Below are 17,182 nucleotides of genomic sequence, written 5' to 3' on the forward strand. Positions count from 1 at the left end.
TTCGCCGTGGGCGCACCTCCGCGGCGCGGGATGCCGGGGCTCGGTGTCGCTTCGGGCTTGACGTCGCCGTCCGGCATCCATAGCCTATCGATTGTCGTTATTATCGTTATTCGTTAGGGGGTTCGTCGTGACCGACACCGCCGTCACCCGCCAGAGCCGGGGAGACACCGTCGCCATCTGGATCTTCATGGTCGCCGGCGCGATCATCGCCGCCGCCTCGATCCGGGGCGCCGTGGCGCGCATCATCGAGGTGCTGCCGAACCGCGACGTGCGCGTCTACGCGGAGTTCGCCGGCGACCTCGTCGACGCACCGATCGGCCCGGGCGGCACGGCCCTGCCCGTCGAGCTCGACTCGGCATACCTCACGGTTCCCTCGTTGCCGCCCATCGGCATCGCGGTCATCGTGCTGCAGCAGCTCATCGCGGCCGCGACCGTCGTCGCCGTCGTCGTCTGCCTCCTCCTGCTCAGCCGCGGGATCCTCCGCGGCACCGTGTTCTCGCGCCGCAACACCGCGCTCGCCGCCACCGCCGGCATCGTCGGCCTCCTCGGCAGCGCCGCCGTCCCGTTCTTCGGCAACATGGCCGCCAACACCGCCTTCGCCCGGATCTCCGACCGCGAATTCGACAACGTCGTCATCTCCATGGAGCCGTTCCCCTATATCCTCGGCTGCTTCATCGTCGCGCTCCTCGGCACCGTCTTCGTCGTCGGCGACCGCCTCCAGCGGGAGACCGAGGGCCTCGTATGACGCCGGCCGACGCCGAGGAGGGCGCATCCGGCATCCACTGCCGGCTCGACGAACTGCTCGCCGAACGAGGCATGACGCTCACGCGCCTCAGCGAACTCGTCGGCGTGAGCGTCGTGAACCTCAGCGTGCTGAAGAACGACCGGGCGCGCGCCATCCGCTACTCGACGCTCAGGGCGATCTGCGACGCCCTCGGCTGCGAGGTCGGCGACCTCCTCGAAGTCGACCGGCGCTAGACGGGTGGATGCCGGCATCCACCGCACCGCTCCCGCACACTCATCCGAAAAGCCGCCCCGATCTTGGACACCTTCACGTTCGTCATCCTCGCCATCGTCCTCGCGATGGTCGCCACCGGCGGCTTCGCCGTATGGCGCTTCCGCCGCACCGCCCCCGCCACCGGCGGTCCGGGCGGGTCGCGGCTCGGTGTGACGCTCCTCAGCCTCGTGATCGGCGGCGCCCTCGTCGTCGCGGCGCTCGCGCTCGTCTCCGCGATCATGACCGTCGTGCAGACGATCATCGCGACCGCCACGACGGTGGCCGGGATGCCGATCGGCAACGCCTCCCGGCCGCCGATCACCGACGGCGTCACCGGCGTCGCCGATGCCCGCTACGACAGCGCGACCCTCGTGATCGAGGGGCTACCGGCCGCGGCGCGCTGGCTGCTGGCGACCGAACCCCTGCTCGCGTCGATCACGACCGCGGGCCTCGCACTCGTCGTCGCCTGGCTGTGCGCCCGGGTGGTCCGCGAGCGACCGTTCGCGCGGGCGGTGCCGCCGGTGATCGGCGGCGTCGCGATCCTCGTCCTCCTCAACGGGCTCGGCTCCCAGCTCACGACCGCGATGGGCCGGGCCGAAGCGATCCGCTTCCTCGGCGAGCGCGAGCTCACCTCGGTCGGCCCCGACAACGGGGAGGCGTTCGCGTCGTTCGCACTCGGTCTCGACCTCTCCTCGTTCGGCTGGGCGATGGCGCTCGCCGTCGTCGTGGGCGTGTTCGAGGTCGGGCGGCGCCTGCAAGGCGAACGCGACCGCCTCGCCGAAGAGACGCGGGGCCTCGTCTGATGACGCCTCAGCGGTAGCTGAGCCAGAGCATCCCGGCTCCGGCGAGGATCTTCAGCACGCCGTCGATCGCCCAGAACACGCGGAAATCGACGCCCGTCGCACGCAGCCCGATGAGGGCGTTGGCCATGCACACGATCGCGAGCGCGGCGCAGACGGGCCCGTGCGAGACGCCGAGGATGAGGAAGTGGACGCCGACGGCGAAGAGCATCCACATCCAGAACCCGCGCGAGTCCATGTCGGGCTGCTTCCGCACGACGACGCTCACGAGATAGCCCTCGACGAGGAACGCGACGCCGAGCACGACCCACTGCCAGATCGGCGGGTACGGCAGCCCGGCGAAGATGAGCTTCGTCGCCCCGCCGACGGCCATGATGACGATGCCGAGCGCGGCGCCGGCGATGAGCCAGACGATGCGCCACCTGCGCCCGCCGAAGGTGCCGACGAGGATCCCGAGTCCGATCGCGACGAGGAAACCGCCGCCGCCGCGCATCAGGGGGAAGATTTCGGCCATGTCGGCGAAGAGATCCACGCGTGCACGCTAGCAGCGGGCGGATGCCGGCCGCTACGGCCCGGACGCCGGGCCGGCGGGGGGCCGACGGCCGGGCGGAGTCGCCCTACTTGACGGGAATCGTCAGGGTCTCGTCCATGACCTGGACGGTGAGGTCCTGGGTGGTGGTGACGTTCATCGGCGTCCAGAAGACGGTCGTGTGCGGCACGAGATCCATCGTGCACGCCTGGTCTTCGGGCAGCGCCGGGACGTCGACGGCGACCGTGTTGCCGGCCGTCTTGTCGTCGACGACGCGGATGTCGGTGCCGACGTACGGGCACGTCGAGCTGCCATAAAGGGTGACGGCGATTTTGCCGCCGCTCTCGAGCCACACCGCCTGCGGCTCGCCGATCGTGCCCTCGGCGCCCTCGGCTTCGGCCGGAAGCCCCGAGAAGTCCTCGATCGCCCCGCCGCCTGGCGCGCACGCCGACAGCAGCAGAACCGAGGCCGCAGCCGCGGCAGCCAACACGGAACGACGCACGGAGATAGCCATGACCACATGCTATCCCCGGCTCCGCGACCGGCGCGGGCGCCGGGCGTACGCTCGCCGTATGAGCAACCTCGAGGCGCACCCCGACGAACTCGTCTGCCCGCCCGAAGAGGCGGCCCGCGCACGCGTGGAGATCCTGGAACCGCGCGAGGTGCCCCTCGGCGGGCCGCGGGCGATGACCGTGCACCGCACCCTGCCGCAGCGCGGGCGGACCACGATCGGCGCCTGGTGCTTCGCCGACCACTACGGCCCCGACGACGTGTCGGCGACGGGCGGGATGGTCGTGCCCCCGCATCCGCACACGGGCCTGCAGACCGTCAGCTGGCTCTTCGACGGCGAGGTCGAGCACCGCGATTCGCTCGGCAGCCACGCGCTCGTGCGGCCAGGCGGGGTGAACCTCATGACCGCCGGGCGCGGCATCTCGCACTCCGAGGTGTCGACGCCGGCCACGACGACCCTGCACGGCGTGCAGCTGTGGACGGTGCTGCCGGCCGGCTCCCGCGACACCGCGCCCCGCTTCGAGCACGCCGACACCGCCCCGTTCGACCTCGACGACGCGACCGCCCGCGTGTTCGTCGGGCGCTTCGCCGGGCACGGCACCGACGTCACCGTGTACTCGCCGCTGCTCGCCGCGCAGATCGACCTGCCGGCCGGCGGCGAGGCGTGGCTCGACTTCGACGAGTCCTTCGAGCACGGGCTGCTGGTGGATGCCGGACCGGCCACCGTCACGGTGCGCGCCGACGAGCACGAGCGCGACGACCGCCCGGCCGATGCCGACCACGTCGGTCACACCGGCCACAGCTTCGACGTCGAACGCACCCGACTCGCGTTCGTGCCCGCAGGCCACGACGGGGTGCGCGTGCGCGCCGAGCACGGTCCGGTGCGGATCGTGCTCATCGGCGGCGAACCGTTCGGCGAGGAGATCGTGATGTGGTGGAACTTCATCGGCCGCAGCCACGACGAGATCGCCGCGTTCCGCGAACGCTGGCAGGGCGACGTCATCGGCGGCGGTGACCCGGCAGGTCTCTTCGGCACCGTCGCCGGCTACGACGGCGACCCGCTGCCGGCGCCGGCGCTGCCGACGGTTCGGTTGCGGCCCCGCTCGTAGGGCCCGAGCTACGCGCGACGGCGGCGGCGGAAGAGCAGCAGGCCCGCGGCGAGCAGGGCGAGGCCGAACAGGCCGGGCAGAAGCGGATCGACGCCCGTCGGCGGGATCGGACCCGGCGTCGGGCCGGGCGTCGGCCCGGGCGTCGGGCCGGGGCGAGGGGCGTCCGCACACGCCTCGGCGGTGCCGTCGATGATGCCGTCGACCGAGACCGCGGCCGAGTTCAGGAAGCCGCCGGCCGCGGCGGGGCCGGATCCGCTCGCGCACCGCCGGGCCTCGTCGCTCAGTCCCGCCGGCACCCGCGCATCCACGGTGACGAGGTACACGTGCTCGGCGCCGGCCGGGATGCTCGCGCCGCCCACGAGGCGCGAGCGATCCACCCCGTTCCAGGCGGGGTCGACGCTCACGCCGTCCGGGCCGACCGCGACCGCCCGCAGCACCTCGATGCCGTCGCCGAACGCGAGCCGATCCTCGAGGTCGTAGACGAGCTCGTCGCCGCCCGGGTTCCGCACCGTGAGCTCGTAGCCGATGCGGTACGTGTTCGCGGCGATCAGGACGGGCTCGGACGAGACCGTCTTGTCGACCACGAGCCGCTCGGTGCGGGCGTTCTCGTAGCTGCAGCGCACGAGGTCGCCGGCCGCGACGAGCACCGTCGCCGACGCACCGTCGTACACGGGCTCGCCGCTGGAACCGCGGCAGACGAGCCCGGCGAGCTCCCAGCCCGGTGCGGCCGACTCGCTCACGGTCACCAGCCCCGGCTCGATCGGCGGGGTGAGGTACTCCTCGCCGTCCGCAAGCTCGAAGCCGGTCGGTTCGCCGCCCTCGCGCGACCACTCGAACGCGAAGTCGCGCGCGGCACCGGCCGGATCGGTGCGTTTGTCGACGAGCACCGCTCCCCACTCGGTGTTGCGGTAGGTGCAGACGACCTCGTCGCCGTAGCCGGCGATGATCGTCGCCGTCACGCCGTCGATGCTCGTCTGCCCGCCGATGCAGCTGAGCGAGGTGTTCTCATACCCGGCCTTCGGCTGCTCGGTGACCGTGAACGTACCCGGCTGGAGGCCGGTGAACGTCGCGGACCCGCTGCCGTCGGTCGTGGTGATGCCGAACTGCTCGTCGGCGAGGTTCGTCGTCGTGTAGTCGAACGTCGAATCGGCGCCCTCGACGAGCTTGACGACCGTGATCTCGGGAAGCTTCGCGTTCGCGACCGAACACGACAGCCGGTCGCCGCGGGAGACGCTGAACGCTTCTGCCGGGTCGATGTCCCTGGGCTGGCCGCCGAGCGGAGAGACGGTGCACACGAGAGCCTGATCGACCTGCCACCCGTCGGGCACGAGCTCGACCAGGCGGTACTGCATGCCCGGGATGAGCGGGGGCAGTTCGGTGGTGCCGGTGCCGTCGTTCGTGGTCACGTCGAACGTGATGTCGACGTCAGGGAGGGGCGGCGGGTCGTCGACGGGCGGATCCTGGCCCGGATCGGTGCCGGTCAGCTCGAACGAGAAGGTGCCGTCGCCGCCGATGGCGGTCTTGGTGAGCCTGCCGGTCGCGGGCTGGGCCGTGTTGTGCGCCATACACACGATTTCGTCACCAGGGCCCGGGGTGAAGGCGACGCCGTAGACGCCCTCGTCGTCCTCGAGCACCTCGTAGTCGTCGATGCCGTCGCACTCGAAGCCCTGCGGCAGCCAGCCGGCGCGATTCTCGGTGATCTCGTAACGCTGACCCGGCACGAGGCCGGACCACGTGGCCGGACCGGCGGTCGTCGAACCGATCCCCTGAACGTTCTGGCCCGGCCCGGGCCCCTCGAACGCCGCGCTCCAGATGTAGCCCGAGGCGACGCCGTCGACCGTCTTGCTCATCTCAGCCCTGGCGGGCAGGGCCGTGTTCACGGCCGCGCACGCGATCTCCTCGCCCGGCGCGGGGGTGAAGCCTTCGGGCTGGAGTTCGCCCTGCACGCTGCCGCTGCAGGTGAACGAGTCCTGCTCGAAGCCGTCCGGCAGCTCTTCCGAAAGGGAGTACTCCGTGCCGGGCACGAGACTCGACCATTCGGTTTCGTTCGTCTGCGTGCTGCCCTCGCCTTCGGCGATCTGCGTGCCGCTGCCGCCCGCCTCGGGGTCGAGGGTGATCGGGATCTCCCAGGCGTACTCGTCGGCGACACCGTTCACCGTCTTCTCGAACGACACGCTCGCGGCATCCGCCAGGTTGTCGATGCCGCACTCGACCGCTTCGCCGATGCCGGCCGTGAACTGGAAGCCGTCCGCCTCGGGCTCGAGGTCCTCGTGCCCGTTGCAGGTGAACCCCTCGCTCGACCAGCCGTCGGGCAGATCCTCCTCGGTCAAGGTATATGTCGATCCGGGAATGAGCCCGGTCCATTCGGCGGTATCGCTCTGCCCTTCCCCGTTGCCGACGGTCTGCGAACCGGCCGGTGTCGCATCGGGCGACAATCCGATCTCGAACTCCCACGGGTAGTCGTCGTCGACTCCGCTCACGCTCTTCGTCACCGAGACCGAAGCCGGGTCTGCGCGGTTCACGGCGGTGCACAGCGGTTGCACCCCGATCGGCGCGATGAAACTCACCGACGGTCCGGGATCGAGGTCTTCGACGCCGACGCAGGTGAAGGACTCGAGGCTCCACCCTGGCATGTCGCCCTCGGTGATGGTGTAACGCTGTCCGGGGATCAGCGGCGACCAGCTCGTGCTCCGCACGCCGGGGTTGCGGAGCGTGCGGGTCGGTTCGACGCTGACGCCCGGGGAGATCGTCATCTGGACCTGCCACGGCACCGAATCGTCGACGCCCACGGTCTGCTTCTGCACCTGCACGGCGGTCGCCTGACCGAGGTTCTGCGTCGTGCATGCGAGCGTCTGGCCGGGTTCGGCGGTGAAGACGAACTGGCCGACGGACGTGCCCGGCACCCCGTTGCAGGTGATGATGCTCCGCGCCCAGCCCGTCTGACCCGATTCGTCGATGATGTAGGTCTGCCCGGGGACGAGATCCTCCCACGTCGCCGGGCCCGCCGGGCTCGTCGTCGGGCCCGTACCCTGGATGTCTTGCGGATTCTCCGACGTCGTTTCGTCGGGGGAGAGCGTGAACCGGAAGCTCCACGGGAGGTCCCCGGCGATCCCGGTGACCGTCTTCGTCATCGTCAGCGTTGCCGGCTGGGCCGTGTTCACGAGCGAGCATTCGAGTTCGAGCCCCGGAGTCGCGACGAACTGGAATCCGGGCCCGTCCCCGTTCAGATCGGGGATGCCGCAGTCCCACACGGAGTCGTATCCGGCGGCCGTCTCGGTGAGGGTGTACGTACGACCGGGGGTCAGCCCGGTCCAGTTGACCGTCGGTTCCGCGTCCGTCGCGGTCTGCGTCGGCCCGGGCGAGACACCTGCGGGCGGGCTGATCGCGATCGGGAACGACCACGGCGTGCCCGGGGCGAGTCCGTCGACGCTCTTCGTCACGGAGACCGTCGGCGTGATCGCCCGGTTCGAGAAGAAGCAGGTGATGACCTCCCCCAGGCCGAGCGGGATCGTGATGCTCGCCTCGGCCGGGTCGAGCTCCCAGTCGATATCGGGGTTGTTGCAGAAGGTGCCGGGCGCATCCAGCGTCCACCCCTCGGTCACGCCTTCGTCGAGGACGTAGGTGCCGGGGTCGAGGTTCGTCCACGAACGCAGCGCGAAGTCCGGCGCCTGCGACGAGTCCGAGTTGAGGGTGAAGTCCTCGATGGGCCCGTCGGGGCCGCTGAACGCGAACGGGAACGACTGGTCGAAGTCCGGCACCGGCACGGAACGCTTGATGAGGACGATCGTGCCGGGCACCGCGTTGGTGAAGTAGCAGAGCGCGGTCTGCCCCGGCAGCACCGTGAAGTCGATGCTGCGGCTCGCCGGATCGCCGGCGACGTCGTTGCACGAGAGGTCGGCGAGCACGGTCACCGGGTCTCCGCCCGGATCGAGATCCGGTAGCTCGGTGAAGTTGTACGTGCCGGGGGCGACATCGTCGAATTCCGTCGGGACGAGATCGCCCTCCTCGACGTCCTCGACGGTGAATGCCTCCCCGCCCGGGATGGTGCTGGTGAAGTCGAAGCTGCGCGGCTCACCGACGCCGTGCACCTCTTTGAAGAGGATCACGCGGCCGTTCTTGGTGTTCTCCGTCGTGCACGCGATCGAGTCGCCGGCCTCGACGGTGAAGCCGGTGAGGTCGAGCTCATCGGGTTCGCCGCCGCCGAGCGGGGTGCGTTCGCAGACGAGCGGCTCGGTCTGCTGCCAGCCGTCGGGCACGTCTTCGGAGAGCGTATAGGTCACGCCCGGCATCATGAGTCCGTCGAGCGGCGCCGACCCGGTACCGCCGGTGGTTTCGACGGTGATCGTCTGCGGATCCGGCGGTTCGGCCTGCGGCACCGTGTCGAGGATGAAATCGAAGCCGTCGGTGTCGCCGTCCCCGTGGCCGACGGTGGTCTTGGTGATCGTGCCGGTCACGGGGAGCGGATGGTTGTCGGCGACGCAGACGATGTCCTCGCCGGGCTCCACGATGATCGCGACCGCGGACCCCCCGTCGCGGCACGTCACAGTGCCTTCCCACCCGTCGGGGATCGTTTCGCTGATGGTGTGGACTTCGCCGGTCGTCAGCAGCACCCAGGTGTGATCGCTGTCGGCCTCACCGGGTCCGGTGCCGCTGAGGGTCACGGTACCGGGCTGCTCGGCGGGGACGGGCGAGATCGAGAGGTCGAAGGCCCACGCTACGTCCTCGCCGACTCCGCTCACGTTCTTCAGGACGGTGATCGACGCCGGCTGAGCGGTGTTGTGCGCCGTGCATGCGTAGGACGATCCGGCCTCGATCTCGAGCGTCACGACGGCCCGAGGCGCCCCGCCGACTCGCCCGCAGCTGATCGCGCCGACGTCCCAGCCCTCGGGGACGATCTCCTCCAGCGTGTACACACCCGGCTCGAGGTCGGCCCACGACACGGAGGCCGAGCTGTTGCCCGTTCCACGGACCGTCTGCTCCGGGTCGTCGATCTCGACGCCCTCCGGCGGGGTCAGCGTGACGGGGAACGACCACTCGTAGTCGCCGGTGACCCCGGCGACTATCTTCGCGAAGGTGATCGTGGCAGGAGCGAGCTCGTTCTCGGCGGAACAGGCGACCGAATCGCCGACATCGAGCACGATCTCCGCGGGGCTGATGGGGTACGGCTCGGCATCCGGATCCGACGGGGTGACGATGCAGGTGATCGGCCCTTCGATCCACGCGGCCTGGTCGCGTTCGACGAGCGAGTACCGCACGCCGGGAACGAGCCCGGGCAGGTCCTGCGTAGCCGTGCCGCCGAGCGTATCGACCCCGATCACGACGGCCTCGGCACCCGGGTCGTCGAGGTTCAGGAACTCGAACTCGAACGAGCCGTCGCCGTCGCTGGTGCCGACCGTCTTCGTGATGGTCCCGGCCGAGGGTTCCGTGAAGTTGGTGAGGTCGCAGAAGATGTTCGCGGCGAGCGGCGCGGTGAACTCGAAGCCGTTCTCGATCGGTGCGACGCCTTGGCATGTCGCACCGAGTTGCTGCGTGACCTCGTCCGGCAGGCCGATCTCGGTGACCTGGTACAGCTGCCCCGGCAAGAGATTCGCCCAGCTCACCGTGACCGCCTGCTGGCCGACGCCGCTCAGCGTCTTCGGGTCGGTTTCGCCTTCGGGAACCGGCCGGATCTGCATGTCGAACTCCCACGCGTAGTCGGGCGCGATACCGCTGGAGATCTTGTGCAGCGTGAGCGAGGAGGTCTCGCCGAGATTCGTCATACCGCAATCGATCACCTGCCCGACCTCGGCGGTGAAGGTGACGACGAGGTCGTCCGCATCGTCGTCGCCGACCGGATCCCCGTTCTGGTCGGTGCAGGTGATCGCGCCCATGTCCCAGCCGGACTGCTCGGTCTCGCGGATGGTGTACTGCTGGCCGGGCAGGAGATCCGTCCAAGCGGTGGCTGCCGTGCCCGGGCCCTCGCCGGCGAGCGTCACCTCCCCGGGCTGGGGCGGGTCCGTCTCGGGAGCCGGTGACAGGGCGACGTCGAACGCCCAGTCGAACTCGGCGGCGACATCGTCGACGGTCTTCGTGAGGTTCACCCGGGCGAGGTCGGCGCGGTCCGTGTAGAGGCAGGTGACGACGGCATCGTCATCGATGGTCACGTCGACGGTGCCGCTCTGCCCGTCCCAGTCCCAGGTGACGGGCTCGCCGTCGGCGCGCTCGCAGGTGATGTCGGCCACGTTCCAGCCCGGCAGGACGTCTTCGGTGATCTGATACTCGCCGGGCGGGATGTGCTCGGAGACCCAGCTCCAGTCGTCCTCGATCGTGTTGAGCGTGAACTCCTCGTCGAACTCGTCGGGCCCGGTGACGGCGAACGGGAAGTCCTCGTCCCACTGCACCATCGGCTCCGTGGTCTTCTCGACGATGAGCGTCGACGAGAGTTCGACGTTCGAGAAGGAACAGTTCATATCCGAACCGGGCCGCACCGTGAACTCGATGCTCGGGTCGGTGACGTCGAACTCCTCCTCGTAGCCGTACGGATCGTCCCAGCACGCCAGGTCGGAGAGGACCCAGCCGTCTCGGGCCGCCTCCTCCACGGTGTACGTGCCCGGTTCGACGAGGAAGGTCTCCGAGTCGGAGACGACCGTGCCGCCCGGGGCCGGCGTGTTCGGCGTCAAGGTGAACGGCCCGTTCCAACTCGGGATGAACTCGAACTCCTCGCCCGCATGCACGGTCGGGACGCGTTTCTCGATCGTGATCGAGGCGAGCTGCGTGTTCGCGAAAGTGCACTCGACGTTCTGCCCGGCCACGGGGGTGACCTGGACGCTGTAGCCCGCGCCGGCGGTGCCGTCCGTGCACGAGTACGTCGGCTCCATCCACCCGTCGACCGGCGTCTCCGATATGGTCACAGGCGACCCGGCGGCGACCGCATGGGAGGAACTGCCGCCGTTGATCAGCGTGTCTTCGAAGACGTCGGGCTCGCCGTCGGCGTTGACGTACTCGGTCTCGAACGCGAACTCCTGCCTGCTGCCCGCATGCTGCGCGCCCGACGGATCCGTCGCCTTCGCGACCGTGACCAGGGCGGCATCGTTCGTGAGGGTGCAATCGGTGCGCCCTTCGCCGAGCAGGATGAACGGCGTCGACGGATCGGTCACATCGATCTCGTGCTCGACGCCGATCTGGTCGACGTAGACGCACTTCGCCCCGGTGAGCCCCCACGGCCATGGCACCCCGGTCTCTTCGATGTGCAGCAGGTTGCTCGAGAGCACGTTCTCGTAGACGTTCGTCTCGCCGGCACGGATCGTGTCGACGATCGGGGGGTCGACGCCGGGCTGCAGCACGCCCTGGGAGCTCTCGTTCGTGATCGTGTACTCGAACTCGTCGCCCGTGTCGCCGGCCGGCGTCTCCTTCGTCACCGAGAGGGTTCCGCAGTTCGAGATCTCGAGCGACGGGATGTTGCTGAAGATATCGGAGAGGTTCGACGAGGTGCTCGTCGACGATCGGCTGAGCAGATCGGTGACCGAGTAGCTGCTGCACTCCTCGTCGCCGAAGAAGCCGGCGGTCGTCAGGTCGATGGCGTACTCGGCGAAGGTCCGCTCCTGGTTGTTGCCGACCGGTGGGGCCTCGGTGCGCCGCCCCAGGGCGAAGGCGAAATCGTCGTCCCGGTCCGAGAGCACCCAGGTGCCGGGTCCGTCCGGGTTCGCGCATCCGTCGTTCAGGCTCGGGCGCCACTCGCGGAAGCTCGCCGCACTCGACGCCCAGTCGATATCGAGCAGCACGTCGTCGCAGCGCATGCTCCGACCGTCTGCGGTCAGTTCGCCGCCGTCGAAGACCGTGAACGTCGCCGTGTCGGAGTTGCCGCCGGTGCGTCGCGTGAAGTAGCCGTAGAGGATGAAATGGCGAAGCCCCGTCTCATCCGAGAGCGCCTCGACGGCATAGCCTGCACTGCAGAGGTTGCCCTTGTCGTTCACGTTCGCCGGCGCAGCGACCCAGGGATTCGTGTCCACCGTCTGGCTGCCCGCGTTCGCCGTCAGGTCCCGCCGGCCGTCGCAGTTGCCGTAGATGCCGTCGTCCCAGTAGAAGGCGCCGTCGAAGATGCCCGTCGACTGGAGCCCGCCCGCCGTCTGATACGGCTGGGTCGGCCGGAACGTCGGCGTCTGCGTCGCCGTGGGTTGCGGGACGAGGAAATCATCCCAGTCGAACTCGTTCGGGAGGTTGCCGCTCGCGGTCTTGTTCCCGTCGATCTGGAACCCGGTCTGCAGCCCCGAGGGGAACGTCGCGGCCTCCGCCTTCGGCGCCGGGGACTGGGGTGCGAGCGGAACGAGGATCGTGCCCAGGATCGCGAGCGCACCGAGCGTCCCGATGACGGCCTTGCGCACGCGCGCGCCCGCAGCCCGATCCCCCTGCACTCTGACGTGCACGTCGCCCTCCCCCGAGTCGCCGTTCGCCCACGCTATCGGAAACCCGCGACCCAGGGGAAGGAGCCCGCCCCGGCGTTTCGAGACCGGCCCGCCTCCCCGGCCCGGCCCGCGCGCCCTACTGCAGGGCCGAAGTGAGGCGCGCCAGATTGTCGAGCACCGTCGAGCGCAGCGGCTGCTGCATCCACTCGTCGAGGGTCAGCTCACGGCTGTCGCGACGGTATTCGTCCTCGACGCGGCGCATCGAGCGGACGAAGGAGGAGCCCCGCACGAGCAGCGAGACCTCCATGTTCAGCTCGAAGGAGCGGATGTCCATATTGCTCGAGCCGATGACGGCGACCTCGTCGTCGATCGTGAAGTGCTTCGCGTGCAGGATGTACGGGGCCCGGTACATGTAGATCCGCACCCCCGCCCGAAGCAACGCCTCGTAGTACGAACGCTGGGCGTGGTAGACGAGAGCCTGATCGCCGAGCTCCGAGACGAACAGCTCGACGTGCACCCCCCGCTGCGTCGCCCCGCTGATCGCATACAGCATCGACTCGTCGGGCACGAAATACGGGCTCGTGATGATGATGCGCTCACGCGCCGCATACAGCAGGGCGAGGAAGAGCTTCAGGTTGTTCTCGGTCGAATACCCCGGCCCGCTCGGCACGACCTGGCAATCGAGATCCTGCGCCTTGCCCGGCTGGTCGAACGCGCGGATGTCCTCCTGCTCGATGAGCTCGTCCGTCTCCAGGTACCAGTCGGAGAGGAACAACGCGTCCAGCCCGCTGACGATCGGCCCCTCGACCCGGGCCATCAGCTCCTTCCACTTCAGCCCCTTCTTGCGCGAAATGCGCTTGTGGTAGCCGCGGTCGATGATGTTCTGCGACCCCGTGAAGCCGATCTCGCCGTCGACGATGAGGATCTTGCGGTGATTGCGGAGGTCCGGCCGCTGATACCTGCCGCGGAACGGCTGCACCGGCAGCATCAGATGCCATTCGGCGCCCATCAGCTTCAGGCGGCGGATCGTGCGCCGATAGGTGGCCCGCACCCGCATCGACGCCACATGATCCAGCAGCACCCGCACCCGCACCCCGCGCGCCACCGCATCCTCCAGCGCACGGAAGAAGCCCTCCGTGGTGTCATCGCTCGCCAGGATGTAGAACTCGGCGTGCACATACCGCCGCGCACCGCGGATCGCCGCCGTCATCGCATCCAGCGAGCCGCGATAGTCGGCGATGAGACTCGCCCCGTTCGATCCGATCAGCGGCATCGCCCCGAGCCGGCGGTTCATCCGCACGATCCCCTCGAACCACTCCGGCCAGCGATCCGAATCGCTCACCCGCTCCATGCCGTGCGTCGACTCGCGGATCACCCGATCCACCTCCGCCTGCTTGCGACGCCGGTGCCTGGGCAGCTTCGGGTCGCCGATCAGCAGGAAGGTGAGGACGCCGACGACCGGCAGGAAGAAGATCGCCAGCAGCCACGCCATGCCCGCCGTCGGGCGGCGGTTCCGGGGCACGACGATGACCGCGATGACACGAACGATCATGTCGACGAGCAGGACGATGCCAGCGATGATCAGTGCGAGCTGTTCCCCCGAGAGCCGCATGTCACGGACGATCGAGACCGAGTTTGGCGCGCTCCTCCGCCTCGATGCGGGCATACGCCTTGCGCTCGGTGCGGTCGGCGCGCAGCAGCGCCCGCATCACGAACCAGAACACGAGGCCGACGAGCACCGTCGGCGCCAGCGACCAGATCGCATTCGCCCAGAAGTCGTCCATAACCCCCTCAGCCTACGCGAGTTTCGCTCGGAGAACGCCCAGCGGTCGGGGTGCGGATATCCGCGCGCACCGCGCCGGCCGCCGAGTGGATGCCCTGGCCCGCCGCGACGGCATCCGCCCGCCCGTCGGGCATCCTCGCCGGGCCCGGCCGGAGCGCACCGAAAGCAGGCCACAGGGTGGCCAGCAGGGTCGATCCGGCCTGCTCTCGGTGACACCCGGTCGGTCCGGCCTGCTTTCCGTACAGGCTCCGCCCGCACCGGCATCCACCGCATTCCTCCTCCACACGTCGCCCGCGGTTCGCCCTCATCCGCAGATCCCCGCTTCTCGCCCATCCGCGGGCTACGGCGGCGCACCATGGTCGCATGCAACTCATCGCCGACGTCGATCTCCACGGCGGCCTCGTCCGTCGCCGCACGCTGCTCGGTCTCGGCCACTCGCCGAGCGCCATTCGCAATGCCGTCGCGGCCGGGCACCTCCGCGTGGTGGCACGGTCGTGGGTCGCGTCGGATCGCGCGATGGATGCCGCGGTCCGCGCCGTGCGGGCGCGGGGTGTACTCGGCGGTGCGAGCGCACTGCACAGTCTCGGAGTATGGGTGACCGAGCGGCCGCGCACCGCGACCATCGCCACGCCGCACTCGGCATCCCGACTGCCGCCGCTCGCGCCGGGGGACCGCCGCATATACTGCCGCAGCCTGCACGTCGATCCATACGCGCCCTGGCGGGTGTCCGTCGCGGACGCGCTCCGGCAGGCCCTGCCGCACATGGCCGATGACGACGCGGTTGCAACCCTCGACAGCGTGCTGCAGCTGCGCCTACTGACCCGCGCCGAACTACGCGAGGCGGTCGCTGCCCTGCCGCGACGGGTCCGCCGGCTCTGGCGCTCGATCGACGGTCGCGCCGAGTCGGGGATCGAGACGAAGCTCCGTCTCGCGCTCCTCCGCGAAGGACTCCGTGTCGAGGTCCAGGTGCGCATCGACGGCGTCGGCCGCGTCGACCTCGTGATCGACGGATGGCTCGTCGTCGAGGCCGACGGCGCCGAGTACCACGATTCGCCGGAGCAGGCGAGAGCGGATCGCCTCCGGAATGCGGCGCTCGTGCGACGCGGCTACCGCTGGCACCGCTTCGGGTACGACCAGGTGATGTTCGACCTCGACGGCTGCGTCGCCGTCGTACTGGAGCTCCTCCGACATCATCCGGCGCGGCGGCGCGCGTCGTGAGCGCAGGCCACGGCGGGCGGCCGGATGTCGATTCGGCCTGCTTTCAGTGACAGCCAGCCGGTTCGGCCTGTTTTCGGTGCACACAGCGGCGCAGCGCGGCGGCAGCGCGCGGCGCGCCCCGGCAGCCGTCACCCGCCGAGGATCCCCCACAGGCCCGAGCCGAGGAGGTAGACGCCGATGCCGCCGACGATGATCCAGATGGCGATGCGCGTGTTCGAGGGCCGGTTCGGGTCGGGCTTCTTCGGCGACAGTTCGTCCTTCGGCAGGAAGTCGGGCATGCTCACGGTCGGCGCTCCTCGGCTGGGGTCGGGGTCACTTCACGAGCGGGAAGAGGATGGTCTCGCGGATGCCGCGGCCCGTGATGGCCATGAGCAGCCGGTCGATGCCCATGCCCATCCCGCCCGAGGGCGGCATGCCGAACTCGAGCGCCCGCAGGAACTCCTCGTCCAGGCGCATCGCCTCCGGGTCGCCGGCGCTGGCGAGCTTGGCCTGCTCGACGAAGCGTTCGCGCTGCACGACGGGGTCGACGAGCTCCGAGTAGCCCGTGGCGAGCTCGAATCCGCGGATGTAGAGGTCCCACTTCTCGACGACGCCCGGCAGCGAGCGGTGCTGGCGCACGAGCGGCGAGGTGTCGAGCGGGAAGTCCATGACGAAGGTGGGCCGGTCGAGGCCGGGCTTGACGTGGTGCTCCCAGAGCTCCTCGACGTACTTGCCGGGCAGCGGGTGGTCGATCTCGATGCCCGCGGCATCCGCGAGCCCCTTCAGGGTCTCGATCGGCGTTGCGGCGGTGATCTCCTCGCCGGCGCCCAGGCCGAGGGCCGCGGACAGCGAGCCGTACATCGAGATGCGGTCCCATTCGCCGCCGAGGTCGTAGAGGGTGCCGTCGGCCCAGGTCACCTCGAGGGTGCCCTGGGTGGCGAGGGCGGCATCCTGCACGAGTCGCTGGGTGAGCCCGGCCATCGTCGAGTAGTCGCCGTAGGCCTCGTACGCCTCGAGCATCGCGAACTCGGGCGAGTGGGTCGAGTCGGCGCCTTCGTTGCGGAAGTTGCGGTTGATCTCGAACACGCGGTCGATGCCGCCGACGACGGCGCGCTTCAGGTACAGCTCGGGCGCGATGCGCAGGTACAGCTCGGTGTCGAAGGCGTTCGAGTGCGTGACGAAGGGGCGGGCGGATGCGCCGCCGTGCATGACCTGCAGCATGGGCGTCTCGACCTCGACGAAGCCGAGCTCGTCGAAGGTGGATCGCAGGCTCTGATTCACGCGAGCCCGGTCGAGGACGTTCTTGCGGGACTGTTCGCGGGCGATGAGGTCGAGGTAGCGGTTGCGGACCCGCATCTCCTCGGAGAGTTCGGAGTGCAGGTTCGGCAGCGGCAGCACGGCCTTCGACGCGATGCGCCACTCGCGCACCATGATCGACAGCTCGCCGCGGCGGCTCGTGATGACCTCGCCTGCGACGAAGACGTGGTCGCCGAGGTCGACGAGTTCCTTCCATTCGGCCAGGGATGCTTCACCCACCTCGGCGAGCGAGACCATCGCCTGGATGCGGCTGCCGTCGCCGGACTGGAGGGCCGCGAAGCAGAGCTTGCCCGTGTTGCGGAGGTGGACGACGCGGCCGGCGACGCCGACGGTCTCGCCGGTCGCGTGGTCGGCTTCGAGGCCGGCGAAGCGGGCGCGGAGCGCGGGGATCGTGTCGGTGACGGGGACCCGCACGGGGTAGGCGCCGCCGCCGAGGTCCTCGGCCGCCTGGTTCAGCCGTTCGCGCTTGGCGAGTCGCACGGCCTTCTGCTCGGAGATCTCGGCTGCGGCGATCTCCTCCGCGGTCGGCTCGTGCTGGGCGTCGTGCGGTTCGGCCATC

At 69.8% G+C, this 17,182-nt stretch carries 12 protein-coding genes; 5 read left to right on the forward strand and 7 right to left on the reverse strand.

All coding sequences use genetic code 11. The features are described from left to right. Positions 1-127: 127 nt before the first annotated feature. From G127AT_RS04880 to G127AT_RS04890, 3 genes are all read left to right on the forward strand, one after another. Positions 128-745: a hypothetical protein gene (locus G127AT_RS04880; protein ID WP_210900608.1), complete on the forward strand. Its 618-nt coding sequence runs from the start codon at positions 128-130 to the stop codon at positions 743-745. Continuing rightward, complete coding sequence (locus tag G127AT_RS04885; RefSeq protein WP_210900611.1) at positions 742-978, forward strand: helix-turn-helix domain-containing protein; 237 nt, start codon at positions 742-744, stop codon at positions 976-978. The genes G127AT_RS04880 and G127AT_RS04885 overlap by 4 nt, the downstream gene beginning before the upstream one ends. Before the next feature lie 63 nt (positions 979-1,041). Further along, the gene (locus G127AT_RS04890; protein ID WP_210900614.1) at positions 1,042-1,800 is read left to right on the forward strand and encodes a hypothetical protein; all 759 of its coding nucleotides are present in this window, start codon (positions 1,042-1,044) and stop codon (positions 1,798-1,800) included. Between the two features lie 7 nt (positions 1,801-1,807). Here G127AT_RS04890 and G127AT_RS04895 read toward each other — a convergent pair whose 3' ends face one another. Beyond that, positions 1,808-2,329 carry a DUF6609 family protein gene (locus G127AT_RS04895; protein WP_210900616.1) on the reverse strand — a complete coding sequence of 174 codons (522 nt, stop codon included), beginning with the start codon at positions 2,327-2,329 and terminating at the stop codon, positions 1,808-1,810. An 85-nt stretch (positions 2,330-2,414) separates the two neighbouring features. Then, a complete protein-coding gene (locus G127AT_RS04900; protein ID WP_210900619.1) occupies positions 2,415-2,840 on the reverse strand; it encodes a hypothetical protein in 426 nt (141 codons plus the stop codon). Between the two features lie 58 nt (positions 2,841-2,898). Between G127AT_RS04900 and G127AT_RS04905 the strand changes: the two genes are divergently transcribed. Next, positions 2,899-3,945 carry a pirin family protein gene (locus tag G127AT_RS04905; RefSeq protein WP_210900622.1) on the forward strand — a complete coding sequence of 349 codons (1,047 nt, stop codon included), beginning with the start codon at positions 2,899-2,901 and terminating at the stop codon, positions 3,943-3,945. An 8-nt stretch (positions 3,946-3,953) separates the two neighbouring features. On the opposite strand, the gene G127AT_RS04910 is transcribed toward G127AT_RS04905, so the two are convergent. The 3 genes from G127AT_RS04910 to G127AT_RS04920 form a co-directional block, all read right to left on the reverse strand. Beyond that, complete coding sequence (locus G127AT_RS04910; protein ID WP_210900625.1) at positions 3,954-12,347, reverse strand: prealbumin-like fold domain-containing protein; 8,394 nt, start codon at positions 12,345-12,347, stop codon at positions 3,954-3,956. Positions 12,348-12,462: 115 nt separating this feature from the next. After that, the gene (gene cls, locus G127AT_RS04915; RefSeq protein WP_210900628.1) at positions 12,463-13,938 is read right to left on the reverse strand and encodes a cardiolipin synthase; all 1,476 of its coding nucleotides are present in this window, start codon (positions 13,936-13,938) and stop codon (positions 12,463-12,465) included. A 1-nt stretch (position 13,939) separates the two neighbouring features. After that, entirely contained in the window at positions 13,940-14,110 is a 171-nt protein-coding gene (locus tag G127AT_RS04920) for a hypothetical protein (protein ID WP_210900631.1), read from the reverse strand. A 362-nt stretch (positions 14,111-14,472) separates the two neighbouring features. Between G127AT_RS04920 and G127AT_RS04925 the strand changes: the two genes are divergently transcribed. Continuing rightward, on the forward strand, positions 14,473-15,327 hold the full coding sequence (locus tag G127AT_RS04925; protein ID WP_210900634.1) for an endonuclease domain-containing protein: 855 nt from the start codon (positions 14,473-14,475) through the stop codon (positions 15,325-15,327). A 128-nt stretch (positions 15,328-15,455) separates the two neighbouring features. On the opposite strand, the gene G127AT_RS04930 is transcribed toward G127AT_RS04925, so the two are convergent. Beyond that, entirely contained in the window at positions 15,456-15,611 is a 156-nt protein-coding gene (locus G127AT_RS04930; protein ID WP_210900637.1) for a hypothetical protein, read from the reverse strand. Positions 15,612-15,639: 28 nt separating this feature from the next. Continuing rightward, positions 15,640-17,181, reverse strand: coding sequence for a lysine--tRNA ligase (gene lysS, locus G127AT_RS04935; RefSeq protein ID WP_210900640.1), 1,542 nt, complete (start codon positions 17,179-17,181; stop codon positions 15,640-15,642). Position 17,182 lies beyond the last annotated feature (1 nt).

The organism is Agromyces archimandritae (genome assembly GCF_018024495.1).
Lineage (GTDB): Bacteria > Actinomycetota > Actinomycetes > Actinomycetales > Microbacteriaceae > Agromyces > Agromyces archimandritae.

Bases quoted from the DNA above. Each gene is read 5' to 3' on its own strand.
- G127AT_RS04900 (WP_210900619.1), bottom strand. From the start codon at position 2,840: ATGGCTATCTCCGTGCGTCGTTCCGTGTTGGCTGCCGCGGCTGCGGCC.
- G127AT_RS04885 (WP_210900611.1), top strand. From the start codon at position 742: ATGACGCCGGCCGACGCCGAGGAGGGCGCATCCGGCATCCACTGCCGG.
- lysS (WP_210900640.1), bottom strand. From the start codon at position 17,181: ATGGCCGAACCGCACGACGCCCAGCACGAGCCGACCGCGGAGGAGATC.
- cls (WP_210900628.1), bottom strand. From the start codon at position 13,938: ATGCGGCTCTCGGGGGAACAGCTCGCACTGATCATCGCTGGCATCGTC.
- G127AT_RS04925 (WP_210900634.1), top strand. From the start codon at position 14,473: ATGCAACTCATCGCCGACGTCGATCTCCACGGCGGCCTCGTCCGTCGC.
- G127AT_RS04905 (WP_210900622.1), top strand. From the start codon at position 2,899: ATGAGCAACCTCGAGGCGCACCCCGACGAACTCGTCTGCCCGCCCGAA.
- G127AT_RS04920 (WP_210900631.1), bottom strand. From the start codon at position 14,110: ATGGACGACTTCTGGGCGAATGCGATCTGGTCGCTGGCGCCGACGGTG.